The following is a 15,689-nucleotide window of genomic DNA, read 5'->3' on the forward strand; positions in this document are numbered from 1 at the left end:
CCCTTAGCTTGTCAGCGCGTTGAAACGGCCGCTGGCAACCGATTTGAACTGAAGATCAGCTGCATCTTCATCACGTTCAACGAACAATACCGCGAGGTTCTGCTCTTCGGCGATTTCCAGACCACGCTCGCGGCCCAGGATCAGCATCGCAGTGGCCCAGGCGTCTGCCAGCATGGCGTTTTCCGCCAAAACAGTGGCCGAAGCGGTCTTGTGAGTGATCGGACGACCGGTCGCCGGATCAATCAGGTGCGAATAACGCTGACCGTCTTTTTCAAAGTAGTTGCGGTAGTCACCGGACGAGGCAAGGCCAAGACCCGAAACACCGATCACGCCCATGACGCCGCCAGACAGGGCCGCCGGCTTTTCGATACCGATCTGCCACGGCAGGCCATCTGCATTCTTGCCGGATGCATAGAGGTCGCCACCGATCTCGACCATGTAGTCGGTCATGCCAAGCGTCTCGAGCGCGCGGCCAACCTGGTCGGCACCAAAGCCTTTACCAATGGCCGACAGGTAAACCTGTGCGTCACCCTGTTTCTTCTGAAGGCTGGATGCGCCCACCTTCAGCGTCGCAGCATGGCCGGAGCGAGCCTTGGCTTCCGCGATCTCTGCGGCTTCCGGCATCCGGGTTTCGCCGTTGGCGCCAAAGCCCCACAGGTCGATCAGAGCGCCCATGGTGGTGTCGAAACGGCCTTCACTGGCAACGTTCACCGATTCTGCGGCCTGCATCACCGTGGCCAGATCAGAAGAGACCGAAACCGATTCGGTTCCGGTTTTTGCGTTAAACCGCGAAATCTCGGAGGTCGGGTCCCAATTCGACATCTGCTGGTTCACAAGCGCCAAGGCAGCATCGATTCGCTTTTTTGCTTCCGCTTCGGTCACGGAACCCGATTTGTCGACAGCCACCACATTATATGTGGTTCCCATCGTCAAACCCGTGATTTTCAGAATGTTTTCACCGGGTTTACACGCGGCAAGCGCCACGGACATCAGGATGAAAGAACGGCGGGACAACGTGGTGAGATCGGACAAGAAAGCACTCCCTTTGTGGGTCGACGCGGCCAATGCGGATTATCGGGACAGCTTTTCACCGAGTTTGCCCAGCAGTTCAACAGCTAAAAGGCTGAACGCGGTAAAATGTACCTATTGCGGAATTTCCACTTTCACCCAACGCCTGCTTGTCGCATAAGCCAATAAATTTTCGGCAGAGGTGAAGTACGTTGAAGCGTTTCCCGCTAAGAAAAGGTTTGGATGTTCCCATTCAGGGTGCCCCCAGATCCGAAATCGAAGTCGGCCCAAAGGTGCAAACCTGTGGCATCCTAGGCGACGACTATATCGGTTTGAAACCCCGTGTTCTTGTTGCTGAGGGCGATGTTGTCGGAGCCGGCACCGCCGTGCTTATCGACAAGAGCTTGCCCCAGGTGCAGATCGTCTCGCCCGTTTCCGGACGGGTCAAGGCCATCAACCGTGGCGCACGCCGCAAGCTGGTGAGCATCGAGATCGAAGTCGACGAGACCGCGGCCCAGCCCGTGGACTTTTCGTCGATCGGCGATGCCTCCACCGCGGATGGCCTGGCCGAGCGCCTGTGCGCTGCGGGTCTGTGGACCTCGTTCCGCACCCGGCCCTATTCAAAGGTGCCCGACCCGGCGACACGCGCCAAGGCGATTTTCGTCACCGCGATGGACACCGAGCCATTGGCAGGTGATCCGTCGGTGATCATCGCCGAAGATGCCGAGGCCTTTGCCAAGGGTCTCGCGGCCGTGTCCCTCCTGTCGGATGGCAAGACCTACCTCTGTCAGGCTGACGGTGCGACCATTCCCGGCGCCGATCTGCCCGAAGTCGAGGCAGCCGCCTTCTCCGGCCCGCACCCCGCTGGCCTTGCAGGCACGCACATCCACTTCCTTGAACCGCTCGCGGCAGACACGCCGGTCTGGACCATCGGCTATCAGGACGTGGTCATGATCGGCCGCCTTCTGCTGACCGGCACCTATGACGCCTCGCGCATCATTTCGATTGGTGGCCCGGTTTGCGCCGACCCGCGCCTCGTGCGCACCGTCGCCGGCGCGTCGATGGCGGATGTGGCACAGAACGACCTGCCGCAGGATCTTCCGGTGCGCATGATCTCGGGTTCGGTCCTCAGCGGCCGCGCAGGCGAAGGCGAAAGCGGCTATCTCGGCCGCTATGCCCGCCAGATCACGCTGATCGAGGAAGACCGCAAACAGATCCCGATGGGCTGGATTCGTCCGATGTTCGCGAAATACGCGGTTCAGCCGGTTCTGGGCTCGGCCCTGTCGAACCGCAAGTTCCCGCTGACCAGCAACCTGAACGGTGGTCGCCGCGCGATGGTGCCGCTTGGCACCTTCGAAGCCCTGATGCCGCAGGATTTCCTGCCAACCCAGCTGGTGCGTGCCCTTCTGGTCATGGACACCGATCAGGCCCAGCTTCTGGGCGCGCTGGAACTGGACGAGGAAGACCTCGGGCTTATCGGGTTTGCCTGCCCGGCCAAGTATGAATACGGGCTCGCCCTTCGCGACTGCCTGACCAAGATCGAGAAAGAGGGGTAAACCGTGGGCCTGCGTAGTTTCTTCGATCGGATCGAGCCGCACTTTGAAAAAGGCGGTAAGTACGAAAAATACTTCCCCATCTACGAGATGGTGGAAAGCTTCCTTTACACCCCGAAAACGGTGACCACGGTTGCGCCGCACGCGCGCTCTTACGTGGATATGAAGCGCATCATGACCTACGTGGTGATCGCGACGATCCCCTGCATCCTGATGGCGCTTTACAACACCGGGTACCAGACCAACCTCGCGATTGCCGAATTCGGTGCGTCGGGCTGGCGGGCTGCCATCGTTGACATGCTGGGCATCGGCTTCAATCCGGCCAACCCCTTTGCCAACATGATGCACGGCCTGCTCTACTTCCTGCCGATCTACATCGTGACGCTGGTGGCTGGCGGTATCTTCGAGGTGATCTTCGCCACCGTGCGCAAACACGAAGTCAACGAAGGCTTCCTTGTGTCCTCCATGCTCTACGCGTTGATCGTGCCCGCCACGACACCGCTCTGGCAGGTGGCACTTGGCATCATCTTCGGCGTGGTGATCGGCAAAGAAGTCTTTGGCGGCACCGGCAAGAACTTCCTCAACCCGGCGCTGACCGGACGTGCGTTCCTCTACTTCGCATATCCTGCACAGCTTTCGGGCGATAGCGTCTGGGTCCCCGTTGACGGCTTTACCGGTGCAACCGCACTGGCCGTATCTGCCTCGGACGGCTTCCAGGAACTCGCCGCACGCGGCATGACCTGGTGGGACAGCTTCTATGGCTTCATCCCGGGGTCGATGGGCGAAACCTCGACCCTCGCCTGTATCCTCGGCCTGATCTTCCTTCTGGCCACCAAGATCGCCAACTACCGCATGGTTGTCGGCTGTCTGGCAGGCATGATCGGCTTCTCGCTGCTCCTGAACTGGATCGGTTCCGACACCAACCCGATGTTCGCAATGCCCTGGTACTGGCACCTTGTCATCGGTGGCTACGCCTTTGGCCTGGTCTTCATGGTGACCGAGCCGGTTTCCGGCGCGCACACCAATATGGGCCGCTACATCTATGGCGCGCTGATCGGCTTCATGGTGGTCATGATCCGCGTGATCAACCCGGCCTTCCCCGAAGGCATGATGCTCGCAATTCTCTTCGGTAACGTCTTTGCGCCGCTGATCGACTACTTCGTCGTTCAAGCCAACATCAAACGCAGGGCAAAACGCAATGGCTGACGAAAACAAAACCCAAAACCCGCCACAGGGATTCATCCGCCGTTTCCTCGCACAGCCGCCGGATTCGGTCTCCAAGACAATCTTCATCGCGGTGGCAGTCTGCCTCGTCGCGTCGATGATCGTGTCCGCCGCCGCCGTGGCGCTGCGCCCGACACAGGCCATCAACGCGCTGAAAGACAAGCAGATCAACATTCTGCAGGTCGCAGGCATCTACGACCCCGATCAGAACGTCGTCGATGCCTTTGCCGCCTTCGAACCGAAGGTCCTTGAACTGGCCACCGGTTCGTTCAGCGACCGTTTCGACCCGGCCAACTTCAATGACCGCGCCGCAGCAGATGATCCGGAAACCTCGGTCGCCCTGACCGACGATCCGGCAGGCATCGGCCGCCAGGGCAAGTTCGTCACCGTCTACATCCTGCGCGACGATGCGGGTGAGATCGACAAGGTGATCCTACCGCTGCATGGCTATGGTCTTTGGTCCACCCTCTACGGCTTCATCGCGCTGGAAGAAAACGGCAACGACATCTTCGGCCTTCAGTTCTATGAACACGCCGAGACCCCCGGTCTTGGTGCCGAAGTCGACAACCCGCGCTGGAAAGCCCTCTGGAACGGCAAGAAACTGGCTGACGAAAGCGGTGAGCTGCAAATCAGCGTCACCAAAGCTGTGCCTGCCGCAGGCGCCGAATACCACGTAGACGCACTGGCTGGCGCGACGCTGACCACGGCAGGCGTGCATAACCTGGTGAACTTCTGGATGGGTGAAGCCGGCTACAAGCCCTTCCTCGAAAAACTCAAAGCGGGGGACGTATAATGGCCCATAAACGCAGAGAAATGCTGATCGACCCGCTGGTCGACAATAACCCGATTACCCTTCAGGTGCTGGGCATCTGTTCGGCCCTTGCGGTGACGTCCTCGTTGCAGGTTGCCTTCGTGATGGCCATCGCCGTGACCTTGGTGACGGCCTTCTCGTCGATGTTCATCTCGATGATCCGCAACCAGATCCCCGGATCGATCCGGATCATCGTGCAAATGGTGATCATCGCCTCGCTCGTGATCCTCGTCGACCAGATGCTCAAGGCTTTCGCCTTCGAAATCTCCAAGACCCTCTCGGTCTTCGTGGGCCTGATCATCACCAACTGTATCGTGATGGGCCGCGCCGAAGCCTTTGCCATGAAGAACCCGCCGATCGACAGCTTCATCGACGGGATCGGCAACGGTCTGGGCTATGGCCTGATCTTGATGCTGGTCGGTGTGATCCGCGAACTCTTCGGCTCCGGCAGCCTGTTTGGCGTCACGATCCTTGAAACGGTCAACAACGGTGGCTGGTACGTGCCCAACGGCCTGCTGCTGCTGCCGCCTTCGGCCTTCTTCATCATCGGTCTGATCATCTGGGGCTTCCGCACCTGGAAGAAGGATCAGGTGGAAGAACGCGAATACAAAATCCAGACGGTTGAGGCACACTGATGGAAGCGCTCATCTCCCTCGCCGTTAAGGCGATCTTCGTTGAAAACCTCGCACTCTCGTTCTTCCTCGGCATGTGTACCTTCATCGCCGTGTCCAAGAAGATTTCGACCGCGATTGGCCTTGGCATCTCGGTGATGATCGTTCAGTCGATCACCGTTCCCGCCAACAACCTGATCCTGACCTACCTGCTGGCGCCCGGTGCGCTGGCCTGGGCCGGGTTCCCCGAAGTCGACCTCACCTTCCTTGGCCTGATCTCCTACATCGGCGTGATCGCCGCGCTGGTTCAGATACTCGAGATGGTGCTCGATAAGTACTTCCCGCCGCTCTACAACGCACTGGGCGTGTTCCTGCCGCTGATCACCGTGAACTGCGCGATCCTCGGTGGTTCGCTCTTCATGGTGGAACGTGGCTATGACTTTGCCGAGTCGGTCACCTACGGCGTCTCTTCCGGCTTCGGCTGGGCGCTGGCGATTACCGCCATGGCAGGTGTGCGTGAAAAGCTGAAGTATTCCGACATTCCCGACGGCCTTCAGGGCCTGGGGATCACCTTCATCACCGCGGGTCTGATGGCGATGGCCTTCATGTCCTTCTCCGGCGTGAAACTGTAAGGGGGCTGGTTAGATGGAAACTTTTGGTCTTGGCATCATCCTCTTTACCCTGATCGTTCTGGCGCTTGTTGCGGTCATTCTGGCCGCGCGCTCCAAGCTGGTGTCTACGGGCAACGTCAACATCACCATCAACGGTGAAAAGACGATCTCCGTCCCCGCCGGTGGCAAGCTGCTGCAAACGCTGGCCGAGCAGAAACTGTTCGTGCCTTCGGCCTGTGGCGGCGGTGGCACCTGTGCGCAGTGTCGTGTGAAGATCCACTCGGGTGGCGGCTCGATCCTGCCGACCGAGGAAAGCCACATCACCAAGCGTGAGGCCGCCTGTGGCGACCGCCTGTCCTGTCAGGTGGCCGTCAAGCAGGATATGGAAGTCGAAGTTCCCGAAGAAGTGTTCGGCGTCAAGAAATGGCAGTGCACCGTGCGCTCCAACGACAACGTCGCGACCTTCATCAAGAACCTGGTTCTGGAACTGCCCGAAGGCGAAGACGTGAACTTCCGCGCCGGTGGTTACATCCAGATCGAAGCCCCGGCCCACGCGCTGAGCTACAAGGACTTCGACATCGGCGAGGAATACCACGAGGACTGGGACAAGTTTAACCTGTGGCAGTACCAATCCACCGTGTCCGAGCCGATCGAACGTGCCTACTCGATGGCCAACTACCCGGATGAAAAGGGCCTGATCATGCTCAACGTCCGCGTGGCTTCGCCGCCTCCGGGCTCGCAAGGCATCCCTCCGGGACAGATGTCGTCCTACATCTTCAACCTGAAACCGGGTGACAAGGTAACCATCTCGGGTCCGTTCGGCGAATTCTTCGCCCGCGAAACCGACAAGGAAATGGTCTTCATCGGCGGTGGTGCCGGCATGGCCCCCATGCGCAGCCACATCTTCGACCAGCTCAAGCGCCTCGAGAACCGCGATCGCAAGATCACTTTCTGGTACGGTGCCCGCTCCAAGAAAGAGATGTTCTTTGTCGAGGACTTCGACGAACTCGCCAAGGAGTTCCCGAACTTCACCTGGCACGTGGCGCTGTCCGATGCCCTGCCCGAAGACGACTGGGGCGGCTATACCGGCTTCATCCACAACGTTCTTTACGAAGAATACCTCAAGAACCACCCCGCGCCGGAAGACTGCGAATACTACATGTGTGGTCCGCCGATCATGAACTCGTCGGTGATCAACATGCTGCTTGATCTCGGCGTTGACCGCGAAGACATCATGCTCGACGACTTCGGCGGCTAAACAAGACCCGGCCCGGCAAATCCCCTGATTGGATTTGCCGGCGCCCCCTCCCCCGGACATCACTGGCCCCTGCCGACACGGCACTATCCGGACATCGCCAGACACGCGATCACGGCCAGCCACAATTCCCCACACTGCAAATTTGAAGATGGCGATCCCGGCAGGATTCGAACCTGCAACCTGCCCCTTAGGAGGGGGCTGCTCTATCCAGTTGAGCCACGGGACCAGCCTGCATGCACCCAGCCCAAGCATCTTGGGCGTGCGTCATGTCGGGCCATGCTTGCCCAACAATCGCGATCCTTGCAACCCGAAAACCTCGTTTCGGGGCAAGGATCATTTCATGTCTCAGGCAAACAGGAAATCCGCCTCGGAATAGGCCAGCCCCGTTCCCACATCGGCGAATGACACCCCCTTGAGAAGAATGGTATCGGTGCCGTCCACGATCCGGGCAAACCCGCCTGCATCAACCAGATGGTTGTTCACGAGATCCGTGAAATCGGTGATCTGGGTGACATTGCGCAGGTCGATCACCTCTCCGTCGGCAGCATTGAACCCAAAGATCGTATCCTTGCCAAAGCCATCCGCGAAAACAAAGACGTCGTTGCCGTTGCCCCCTGTCAGCTTGTCATTGCCAGCGCCACCGTTAAGGGTATCCGCGCCCTTCTCGCCGTTCAGCACATCCCCCTGCGCGCCACCGAACAGCCTGTCGTTGCCGGTGCCGCCAAAGATGTGATCCCGGCCATCGTTGCCATAGAACACGTCGTTGCCGCCACCACCGTCGATGGTGTCTTTGCCACCACCGCCATAGACCGTGTCGCGCCCTGCATTGGTGCCCTGCGGGTGACCATTATAAAGATCGTTGCCACGGCCCATCTGCACGGTATCGCGCCCCTTGCCACCGTCGATCGTGTCACTCCCGTCACCGCCAAACAGCTTGTCAGCGCCAAGACCGCCTTTCAGGTCATCCGCACCGGTGCCACCATTCAGCCGGTCATTGCCGGACAGACCGACAAGCGTGTCGTCACCCACCCCACCGTTCAGCGTGTCCGCACCAGCGGTTCCGGTCAGCAACTCGTCATCGTTGACCACAGGCGGATCAAGCGGCGTATCCGCGCCGGGCAGGACAATCTCGGTCACGTTGCCGCCGACAACGAAGGCCGAGTTATTGTCCGTCCTGATGATATCGTCCGAGCCCCAAGCATAGGCCCCTGTCTCGGTATCCAGCAAAGCGCCCGTCAGGTCATATTCCTTCAGCCGCCCTTCCTGTGTGCCGGCAAGGTCCAGCACCGAATACCCGACGACAAAGCCGCTCTCGGTTGCCACAAGCAAGGGCGTGTCCTGCCGCTTCAGGGTGATCTCGGTATTGACGAGCGTCGCCGCAACGGCCTCGCTGCCATCCGCATTCCTGATCGAGAACCAAACCGACGACTGGTCCTGATCCGGCCCCGACGTGGTGTCGCTCTCCACCCAGACAATCACGAATTTCCCGTTCTCAAGCGTCTCGACCTGCACCGCAGGCGTCGCGCCAAACACGGTGGACGTAGCATTGCCAAGGTCGATCTGGGCAGAGGCAAAGCTGCCGTCCTTGTTCAACAGACGCAGATGCGCAGGCGCCCCCGTTCCGAACGTATTCGTCCAGGCAACAGCGATCTTGTCACCCACCTCGGTCATGTCAAACAACAGTTGCTGCGCATAACTGCTGACCATCGTGCCAAGCGAGGCACTTTGCGACACCACCGTGCCGTCAGGGTTCACGATCTTGAACAGGAACTGGTTCAACGTCGTCGCCGTATCAATCAGGGCAATCGTGCCATCAGAAAGCGATACAGCCTGCTGCAACATCTGCCCGTCGGCCTGTCCGGAACTGTTCGTGTGCCCCATGCCCCCCAATCCGTCGACCCCGGCATAGGGCAAGTCCGTGAGCGGCCCCGTGACGGCGCCTGTCTCGGCATTCAGCGTGACATACACGTCCCTGTGCGTGAGAGGCAGGCTCGACCCTGTCAGGCGGAAATAGACATTCATCGTGCCGTCTTGGTTGTCATGCACGTGAAAGGGCGTGATCCGCCCAAATCCACCGGGCGCGGGTTCGAACTCGACCGCGGAAAACACCAGCCCGTCATCATCAAAGGCCGCAATCTGATTGCCGGAAACGATAACGCCGTTGTCCCCCACACGATAAACGCGGCCGCTCCCCAGCCCGATATCGTTGAAACCAAGGGCCAGGCTTGTCGAAATCGCCATTCTCTATTCCTCACAGTATCTGTTCGCAAAATCAGGCCACTCATGGCCGGACGCCCTCGCTTTTTCAGCGCGTTAGCAAAGGCGGTCTTTCAAATCTTCGTCCCGAAAGCATGCCGTGGAATGGCCCACACATCAAGTTTATAAGGATTTTGGCGCATTATCCCCAAACTGCCGGCCCCGGATATTGCAGAACTCTGGCAGACAGGACCTCTTGTTAAACGGCCCAAGACCCATCGTGACTCTTGAACACCACCAACTGTTCGCGATAACATTTTTTCATTGCAAACAGGATGTTCCCTTTGACCAACGACGAAAAACGCTCTTTGACCCTACGCGACGTATCCGAGGCGTCCGGAGTTTCCGAAATGACAGTCAGCCGCGTCCTTCGGAACCGCGGTGACGTTTCGAACGCCACCCGCGAACGGGTGCTGAGGGCGGCAAAGGAATTGGGCTATGTGCCCAACAAGATCGCCGGCGCATTGGCAAGCCAGCGCGTGAACCTCGTGGCTGTGATCATCCCGTCGCTCTCCAACATGGTCTTCCCCGAGGTGCTTGGCGGCATCAGCCAGGTTCTGGAAGACACCGAGTTGCAACCGGTTGTCGGAGTCTCGGACTATCTCCCCGAGAAGGAAGAGAAAGTCCTTTACGAGATGCTGTCATGGCGTCCCTCTGGCGTCATCATCGCCGGTCTCGAACATACCGAAGCCGCCCGCGCCATGCTCAATGCCTCGGGTATCCCCGTGGTCGAAATCATGGATGTGGACGGCAAGCCGGTCGACACGATGGTCGGCATCTCGCACCGGCGCGCGGGCCGCGAAATGGCCAAGGCGATCCTCAAGGCGGGCTACAGCAACATCGGTTTCCTCGGCACCAAGATGCCGCTCGATCACCGCGCCCGAAAACGGTTTGAAGGCTTCACCGAGGCCCTTGCCAAGAACGGTGTCGAAATCCAGGAGAAAGAGTTCTATTCCGGCGGCTCTGCGCTGGCCAAGGGCCGCGAGATGACGGCGGCCATGCTGGAACGCAACCCAGAGCTCGATTTCCTCTACTACTCCAACGACATGATCGGCGCCGGCGGCCTGCTTTACCTGCTGGAAAAAGGCTATCACGTGCCCGGCGAGATCGGTCTTGCGGGCTTTAACGGTGTCGAACTGCTACAGGGTCTGCCCCGTCAGCTTGCCACGATGGATGCCTGCCGCCGCGAGATCGGTGCCAAGGCGGCCGAGATCATCGCCGCCCGCGTGAACGGTGAAGACACCGACATGATCACCGAGCTGACGCCGAAAATCTCCTTCGGCGACACCCTCAAGCGCCGCTGATCAGGCAACAGGCGTCCCAATGGGGCGCCTACTTTTTTCCCTTGAGAGAGGCTCGTGCCGCCTTCATGGCGTTGCGGAAATGCGGTGCCCGCCGGCGCGCCAGAACGGCCTCGCAGTAGCGGATCAACAGCCTCGGGCGCTGCATCTCCTGCAAGGTCTGCAACATCTCTTTCTGGAACCGCGAATTCTCGCGCCGCGCCCGCATCCATTGATAGAACTTGGTCGTGGTCATCTCGCCGCTCACGCATTCCGTGACGATCGGCTTCAACAGCCCAAGCTGAATCCAGAGCGATGCAATCCGGTGGCCCATGAAACGACAGCGGTATTTGACGACATTGTCACCCTGGAAAAGCGCCGCGTGCATCGAATCCATCGTATTGCGCGGATCATAAAACAGGTGCACCTTCTCGGCCGAGGCCGACATCTCGGGCCCATAACCATACCGGCCCGTATAGTCGCGCCGCCACGCTTTGCGATAGCGTTGTTCCCAAGGGGTGATCTCGCGATTCAGGGTCGCTTGCGGGGAAATCGCCACCACCTGACATCCCGGGGCCGCTGCCGAAAAGACCGAGGCCGCATAGGCCCCCATCGACGCGCCATAGAACACAACCTTGTCGAATTTCTCAAAGAACCCTTCGTCGCGCAGACGGTCAAAGAAGTCATGCACCGCATCATCGCGATACCAGGTCCAGTCACTGGCCATCATGCCCAGCATCGACCAGCCCTGCTGCTCGACAAAGCCAAAGCCCCAAGGCATCCGGTCCGCCGCACGCCCGTAAACATGGTCCAGATTTTCGAACGTCACGATCAGCGTCTTGCCGCGTTCTACGAACAAGGCGGTGTGCTGCGCGCCAAGCTCTTCATAGAACCCTTCCCTGGCCCCGATCTCACGCAGGTTGTCTTTCCAGTCCGCCTGGGTTTCCGCCTGGCTTGCGTCAATTGCTACGGTCTCGTTCATGGCAAATCCTCTCAGGCCGCCTCGGCCAGACGCTTGCGTATGGTTTCATACATCTCAAGGTCCGGCCCGAAAGCACGTTCGATATTGCGCTTGTCCTCGGCGGTCATGCCCTCCAGCAATTCACGGCTATGCGACTTGTGTCCAAGCGTCTTGCGCGTGTCCTGCACTTCGGGGCGTTCCGCATCAAACAGGGTGCGCACGATATGCGCCAGCGCCCCGTTCAGATCGGCCATGTCCCCGACAAAGTCATAATCAATGTAATCCCAGCTGATTTCCTTGCGCTGCGGCCGCCAGTGGCGATCCACATCCTGTGCACCTTCATCCTGCGCAAGAATGTCGAGGAACTCGGACAGTGTAATGTCGCTGTCGTCGGGGCGACCAAGATAGCGCATCAGCTTGGCTTTCTGCTTGTCCCCCTTCACGATCTTGTCCGCAAAGGACGAGACCGTCCGCGCGGTTGGCTCGCGCACGATAGTAAACCTGAAGACCTCCGGATCGCGCAACGCCTCCATCACCTGCCAGACCTTGAGACCCCGCGGTCCGGTCAGCAACAGCGACTTTGGCGGCGTGTGAACGCTGTCCATGTCGATGCTTTCGGTGCCTTCGCCCTGCAACTCCAGAAGCTGCGCCATCAGCGTCGCCAGCACCGTGGTGCAGGCCGACTTGTGGTTCTTCATATAAAGGAACGGCCTGCCCAGAACCGGAATATTCACCGTCTGAAGAAAGTGCCGCTTGTGCTGGTAGTTCGCAAGGATATCGTCTCGCAAACTCATGATCAGCTTGCCCCGAACAAAGACGGGGCCGCCTCGACAAGCTTGGCCCGGCACTCCTTGATAAAGCTCGGCTCGACAAGGTGGTCGTGCGACAGCTTTTCAATCGACGCCTCGCCACGCAGGGCCTCGATCGCCAGCTTCGCCTTGAACTCCGGATCATCCACCGGCGCCTTGGGCTTGTTGATCTTCGGCGGGATCAGCGCCGCATCCACATCAATACCGTGCTTCTTGATCAGCTGGCGCATGAACGACCCACGACGCGGGCGGTTGTTTTCCTTTTCTTCCAGACGCGGCTTCATCCGGCGCGCCCAGAAATGCACACCCTTGGTGTCCTCGGTCAGTTCATCCTCGATGTTGAACTTGCCCATGATCATGTGGTTCCGATGCTTGAACGAGATCGGATAGAAGGCCTCGACCGGCTCGGCGTATTTGATCTCGCCGCTCTTCTTGAGGAAGTAAGTCACCGCCGCAGGGCCGGTAAATCCCCAGTTCTGCTCGGTCATGTGCACCGGACGACCTGCATCCTTCTCGGCCTGCAACTCGGCCTGTTGCCAGGGCTTCAGCCAGGGGCCAATCGCGTATTCATCTTCAAAGAACTCAAGCATCATGTTCAACGCCTTGGAATTCTTGGGCAGCCCCAGAACCGCGTTGCACACGAGATCGTCCTTCTCCCAGCCGAACACCGACTGGCGGGTAAAGTTGAAGGGGCGATAACAGTAAATATCCGCATCCACCCAGATCTTGTCGGTCTTCTTCAAGAGGTTCAGACGCCACAGATCCGCATGGATTGCCGGGCTACCGGTGCGGGCGTGGCGATACATCGGGTTGCCCGGGAAAATCTCGTTCGCATCACCCGCGTGCACCCCTTCGGGAATGTTCGGGATTTTCTCATAGCTATAGAGCGTGATGTGATGCCCTGCGTCCGCAAAGGACTTCAGACACAGCTGTTCCAGCCAGGTCAGCTGCCCACCAATCCAAAGGCTCGCAATTTCCGGGAGTTTCGCCATTGTTACACTGCTCTCTTCGTTATTCGTTAAACTCTACCACAATCTGCCCCAGTTTCCTTGAAAAATGGGGCGAAGCTGCGGCAGCTAGTGGGCTGTTTCCTGTTTTTCCACGGTAAAATAGAACCCTTCAGGATGGTCCTGCGCGACAACTTCGTCCGGAATGACATCCGGCCCGGCAAGGAACACGTTGGCGCCAAAGATACGGTGAATCCGCGCCAGCTTTTCCATACGTGCGCCGGTCAAATCGCCATAGAACTTGGCATAGTTCTCGGTCGCCTTGAGGGCATCGATCTTGGCCCGGTGCTTGTCGACGCAATAGGCATGCGCCTCGGCAATCTCGGGGTCCGCCAAAAGCCGCGCCATTTCCGCCTCAAGCGCCGGGATCATCCGCTGGATCGAGGTGTCCTCGGTCGCGTTGTTGTTCATCCGGAACCAGTAGGCCAGCCCCTGATCCCGGTCCACGTGGTTCACGCGCCCCCGATCCCGCTTCACTAGGAAGCTCTCCGCCGACCGCACCGCATAGTGGTTCAGCTGCACCATGTCATAGCCCACCGTCTCGGTGGTCGACCGCCAGGCATTGCGGAACATGTCCTTGGGCAGCGGCTTGCCCGATCCGTTCACCCAGCGGATATGATCCCAAAGCTGCGGATTGAGACCCTTGGGGCGATGCACCCCCAGCTTCTTGAACAACCCGATATTGCGGAACAGCGTCTTGAAACCCCACGCCTGATGCGGCTTGCGCGTCATCTCCTCGGCACAGCGCGTGTACTGCGCGATCAGCGGCTCGTCGACAAAGGCATGAATGTCCGAATTCCCGAACAAGCGCCATGTGCAGGAAATCATGTTGGCGTCGCCCACGGCCTCGAACAATTCCGGCAGCGTCCCATTGCCCACCTTCACGTTGATGAACTCGTCCACATCCATCGAGATCACCCAGTTGGCGTTCTTGACGATCTCTTCCTTCTCCCCCGCATGCAGCGCCGCGTGCTGGGGTTTGAGGCCGGTGCCCTTGAACGGGTTATCGCGGTGTTGAAGGATGCCCTTCGACTGCAACAGATCCAGGAAATCATCGGTCCCGTCGGTACAGTCGTTGGTGTAGACGATAAAATCCTCCACCCCGATCGCCCTGTGATAGGCCACCCACTCAAGGATGAATGGCCCCTCGTTTTTCATACAGGTGATGATGCAGACGCGGTTGGCCTTGGGATCAACCTCTGGCGCGGCAATCTCCGGCATCCGTACGGGCTTGTAGCCGAAGCGTTCCTTCGAAAGCTGCAAAAGCCCGTCATCTTCCACAAGCGATGTCTTCGGCACGATCTGCGAAACCGTCTCGGTCGGATGGCGCAGCGCCATGAAGCGGTTGAAAGGCTTCCACTCTTCCGGCGTCGGATTGGCCCCGACGATCCGCACCAGCCGCCACACCGACTGCGGCCCGACACGTTCCGGCGCAACACACCATTTCCGCCGCAGCTTGGTCGCATCGAACTGCACACAGATATGATCGGCAAAGCGCGCGGCATCGCCTTTGCGCGTCCGCCACGGATAGCAATGCCGCCCCAAAAGCTGGATGGCCCCGCTGCTCGAATTGACGGCCGCGTCAAAAACCGTGTCTTCGCCCGCCTCCACCAGCTCGCAAACCTCGAGAAAGGCCACCGCCCGCGCCCGATCCAGAAACAGGTGCCGCGCCCATTCAAACAGCTGCAATTCGCCCAATGGGCTGTCCCACGGAGAGGCCTCTGGAATCTCCATCCGGTCCTTGCCGGGCGCATCCGGCGCGTTGAACGGATGCGCCTCGGGGGGCAACGCCGGATTGCCCAGCGCAACGTCCCATTGCACAACGACCACCCGCTGCAGGCCCTTGATCTTCTTCGCAGCCTTCGCAAGCGCCTTGGCAAATCCCTCGCCCGGCTTGGCACGATCAAGGATCAGCGCCGCCTGCATGCCCTGCGTTTCCACATGATACCGCAGCCACTCTGCCGCCGCCTCGGCGCTCTCGCCATTGCGGATCGAAAGGCCCACGTTCAACCCGGCAAACAAATCAAGCTCCGACGCGTGAACGGCCACCTCGGCCTCGGCACCATCCACCACAAGCCGCGGCGCGCTTTCCCCGGTCGTGACGATCATACCGTCGCCAACACTGCGGATCATGGTGATCGTTGTGCCCGAACCGGCGGTGATCTCGTCACCACGGGTTCCCACCTTGAAAAACACCTGCGCCCCGCCACCCGGCAGATGCACCGCATCCAGCACCACACCACGTCCGATCGGCTGGTGCTTCAATTCACGCGTCAAAAATTCTGGCGTCGCCATCTCAC

General features: G+C 59.5%; 13 protein-coding genes and 1 tRNA gene. 7 read left to right on the top strand and 7 right to left on the bottom strand.

The features are described 5' to 3' along the window. Positions 1–3: 3 nt before the first annotated feature. A complete protein-coding gene (locus tag NNA36_RS03215; RefSeq protein ID WP_255104143.1) occupies positions 4–1,032 on the bottom strand; it encodes an FAD:protein FMN transferase in 1,029 nt (342 codons plus the stop codon). A gap of 188 nt (positions 1,033–1,220) precedes the next feature. Between NNA36_RS03215 and NNA36_RS03220 the strand changes: the two genes are divergently transcribed. Genes NNA36_RS03220 through nqrF form a run of 6 tightly spaced genes read left to right on the top strand, consistent with a single transcriptional unit; the run spans position 1,221 to position 7,076 of the window. Next, the gene (locus tag NNA36_RS03220) at positions 1,221–2,564 is read left to right on the top strand and encodes a Na(+)-translocating NADH-quinone reductase subunit A (RefSeq protein WP_255104144.1); all 1,344 of its coding nucleotides are present in this window, start codon (positions 1,221–1,223) and stop codon (positions 2,562–2,564) included. 3 nt (positions 2,565–2,567) lie between these two features. Continuing rightward, positions 2,568–3,767: an NADH:ubiquinone reductase (Na(+)-transporting) subunit B gene (locus tag NNA36_RS03225; protein ID WP_255104145.1), complete on the top strand. Its 1,200-nt coding sequence runs from the start codon at positions 2,568–2,570 to the stop codon at positions 3,765–3,767. Beyond that, a complete protein-coding gene (locus tag NNA36_RS03230; protein WP_255104146.1) occupies positions 3,760–4,578 on the top strand; it encodes a Na(+)-translocating NADH-quinone reductase subunit C in 819 nt (272 codons plus the stop codon). The genes NNA36_RS03225 and NNA36_RS03230 overlap by 8 nt, the downstream gene beginning before the upstream one ends. Further along, the gene (locus NNA36_RS03235; protein WP_255104148.1) at positions 4,578–5,231 is read left to right on the top strand and encodes an NADH:ubiquinone reductase (Na(+)-transporting) subunit D; all 654 of its coding nucleotides are present in this window, start codon (positions 4,578–4,580) and stop codon (positions 5,229–5,231) included. Before NNA36_RS03230 ends, NNA36_RS03235 begins: the two co-directional genes overlap by 1 nt. Next, the gene (nqrE, locus tag NNA36_RS03240) at positions 5,231–5,839 is read left to right on the top strand and encodes an NADH:ubiquinone reductase (Na(+)-transporting) subunit E (protein WP_255104150.1); all 609 of its coding nucleotides are present in this window, start codon (positions 5,231–5,233) and stop codon (positions 5,837–5,839) included. The genes NNA36_RS03235 and nqrE overlap by 1 nt, the downstream gene beginning before the upstream one ends. A gap of 13 nt (positions 5,840–5,852) precedes the next feature. Further along, on the top strand, positions 5,853–7,076 hold the full coding sequence (nqrF, locus tag NNA36_RS03245) for an NADH:ubiquinone reductase (Na(+)-transporting) subunit F (RefSeq protein WP_255104152.1): 1,224 nt from the start codon (positions 5,853–5,855) through the stop codon (positions 7,074–7,076). Between the two features lie 149 nt (positions 7,077–7,225). On the opposite strand, the gene NNA36_RS03250 is transcribed toward nqrF, so the two are convergent. Further along, positions 7,226–7,302: transfer RNA gene (locus tag NNA36_RS03250), tRNA-Arg, on the bottom strand. Positions 7,303–7,421: 119 nt separating this feature from the next. Further along, positions 7,422–9,317, bottom strand: coding sequence for a calcium-binding protein (locus NNA36_RS03255; protein ID WP_255104153.1), 1,896 nt, complete (start codon positions 9,315–9,317; stop codon positions 7,422–7,424). Positions 9,318–9,616: 299 nt separating this feature from the next. On the opposite strand from NNA36_RS03255, the gene NNA36_RS03260 reads away from it, so the two are divergent. Continuing rightward, positions 9,617–10,636 (top strand): LacI family DNA-binding transcriptional regulator, encoded by a 1,020-nt coding sequence (locus NNA36_RS03260; protein ID WP_303623612.1) that lies wholly within the window; start codon positions 9,617–9,619, stop codon positions 10,634–10,636. Between the two features lie 28 nt (positions 10,637–10,664). Here the strand turns inward: NNA36_RS03260 and NNA36_RS03265 are convergent, their stop codons facing one another. The 4 genes from NNA36_RS03265 to NNA36_RS03280 all read right to left on the bottom strand — a co-directional run bounded on the left by NNA36_RS03265 (position 10,665) and on the right by NNA36_RS03280 (position 15,684). Next, positions 10,665–11,594, bottom strand: a complete 930-nt coding sequence (locus tag NNA36_RS03265) for a phosphoadenosine phosphosulfate reductase (RefSeq protein ID WP_255104157.1) — start codon at positions 11,592–11,594, stop codon at positions 10,665–10,667. An 11-nt stretch (positions 11,595–11,605) separates the two neighbouring features. Beyond that, positions 11,606–12,367, bottom strand: a complete 762-nt coding sequence (locus NNA36_RS03270) for a sulfotransferase family 2 domain-containing protein (RefSeq protein WP_255104159.1) — start codon at positions 12,365–12,367, stop codon at positions 11,606–11,608. Positions 12,368–12,369: 2 nt separating this feature from the next. Further along, positions 12,370–13,374, bottom strand: a complete 1,005-nt coding sequence (locus NNA36_RS03275; protein WP_255104161.1) for a hypothetical protein — start codon at positions 13,372–13,374, stop codon at positions 12,370–12,372. 84 nt (positions 13,375–13,458) lie between these two features. Next, positions 13,459–15,684 carry a glycosyltransferase family 2 protein gene (locus NNA36_RS03280; protein WP_255104163.1) on the bottom strand — a complete coding sequence of 742 codons (2,226 nt, stop codon included), beginning with the start codon at positions 15,682–15,684 and terminating at the stop codon, positions 13,459–13,461. Positions 15,685–15,689: the final 5 nt, after the last annotated feature.

Origin of the sequence: Shimia sp. CNT1-13L.2 (assembly GCF_024331145.1) — a bacterium.
Lineage (GTDB): Bacteria > Pseudomonadota > Alphaproteobacteria > Rhodobacterales > Rhodobacteraceae > Shimia.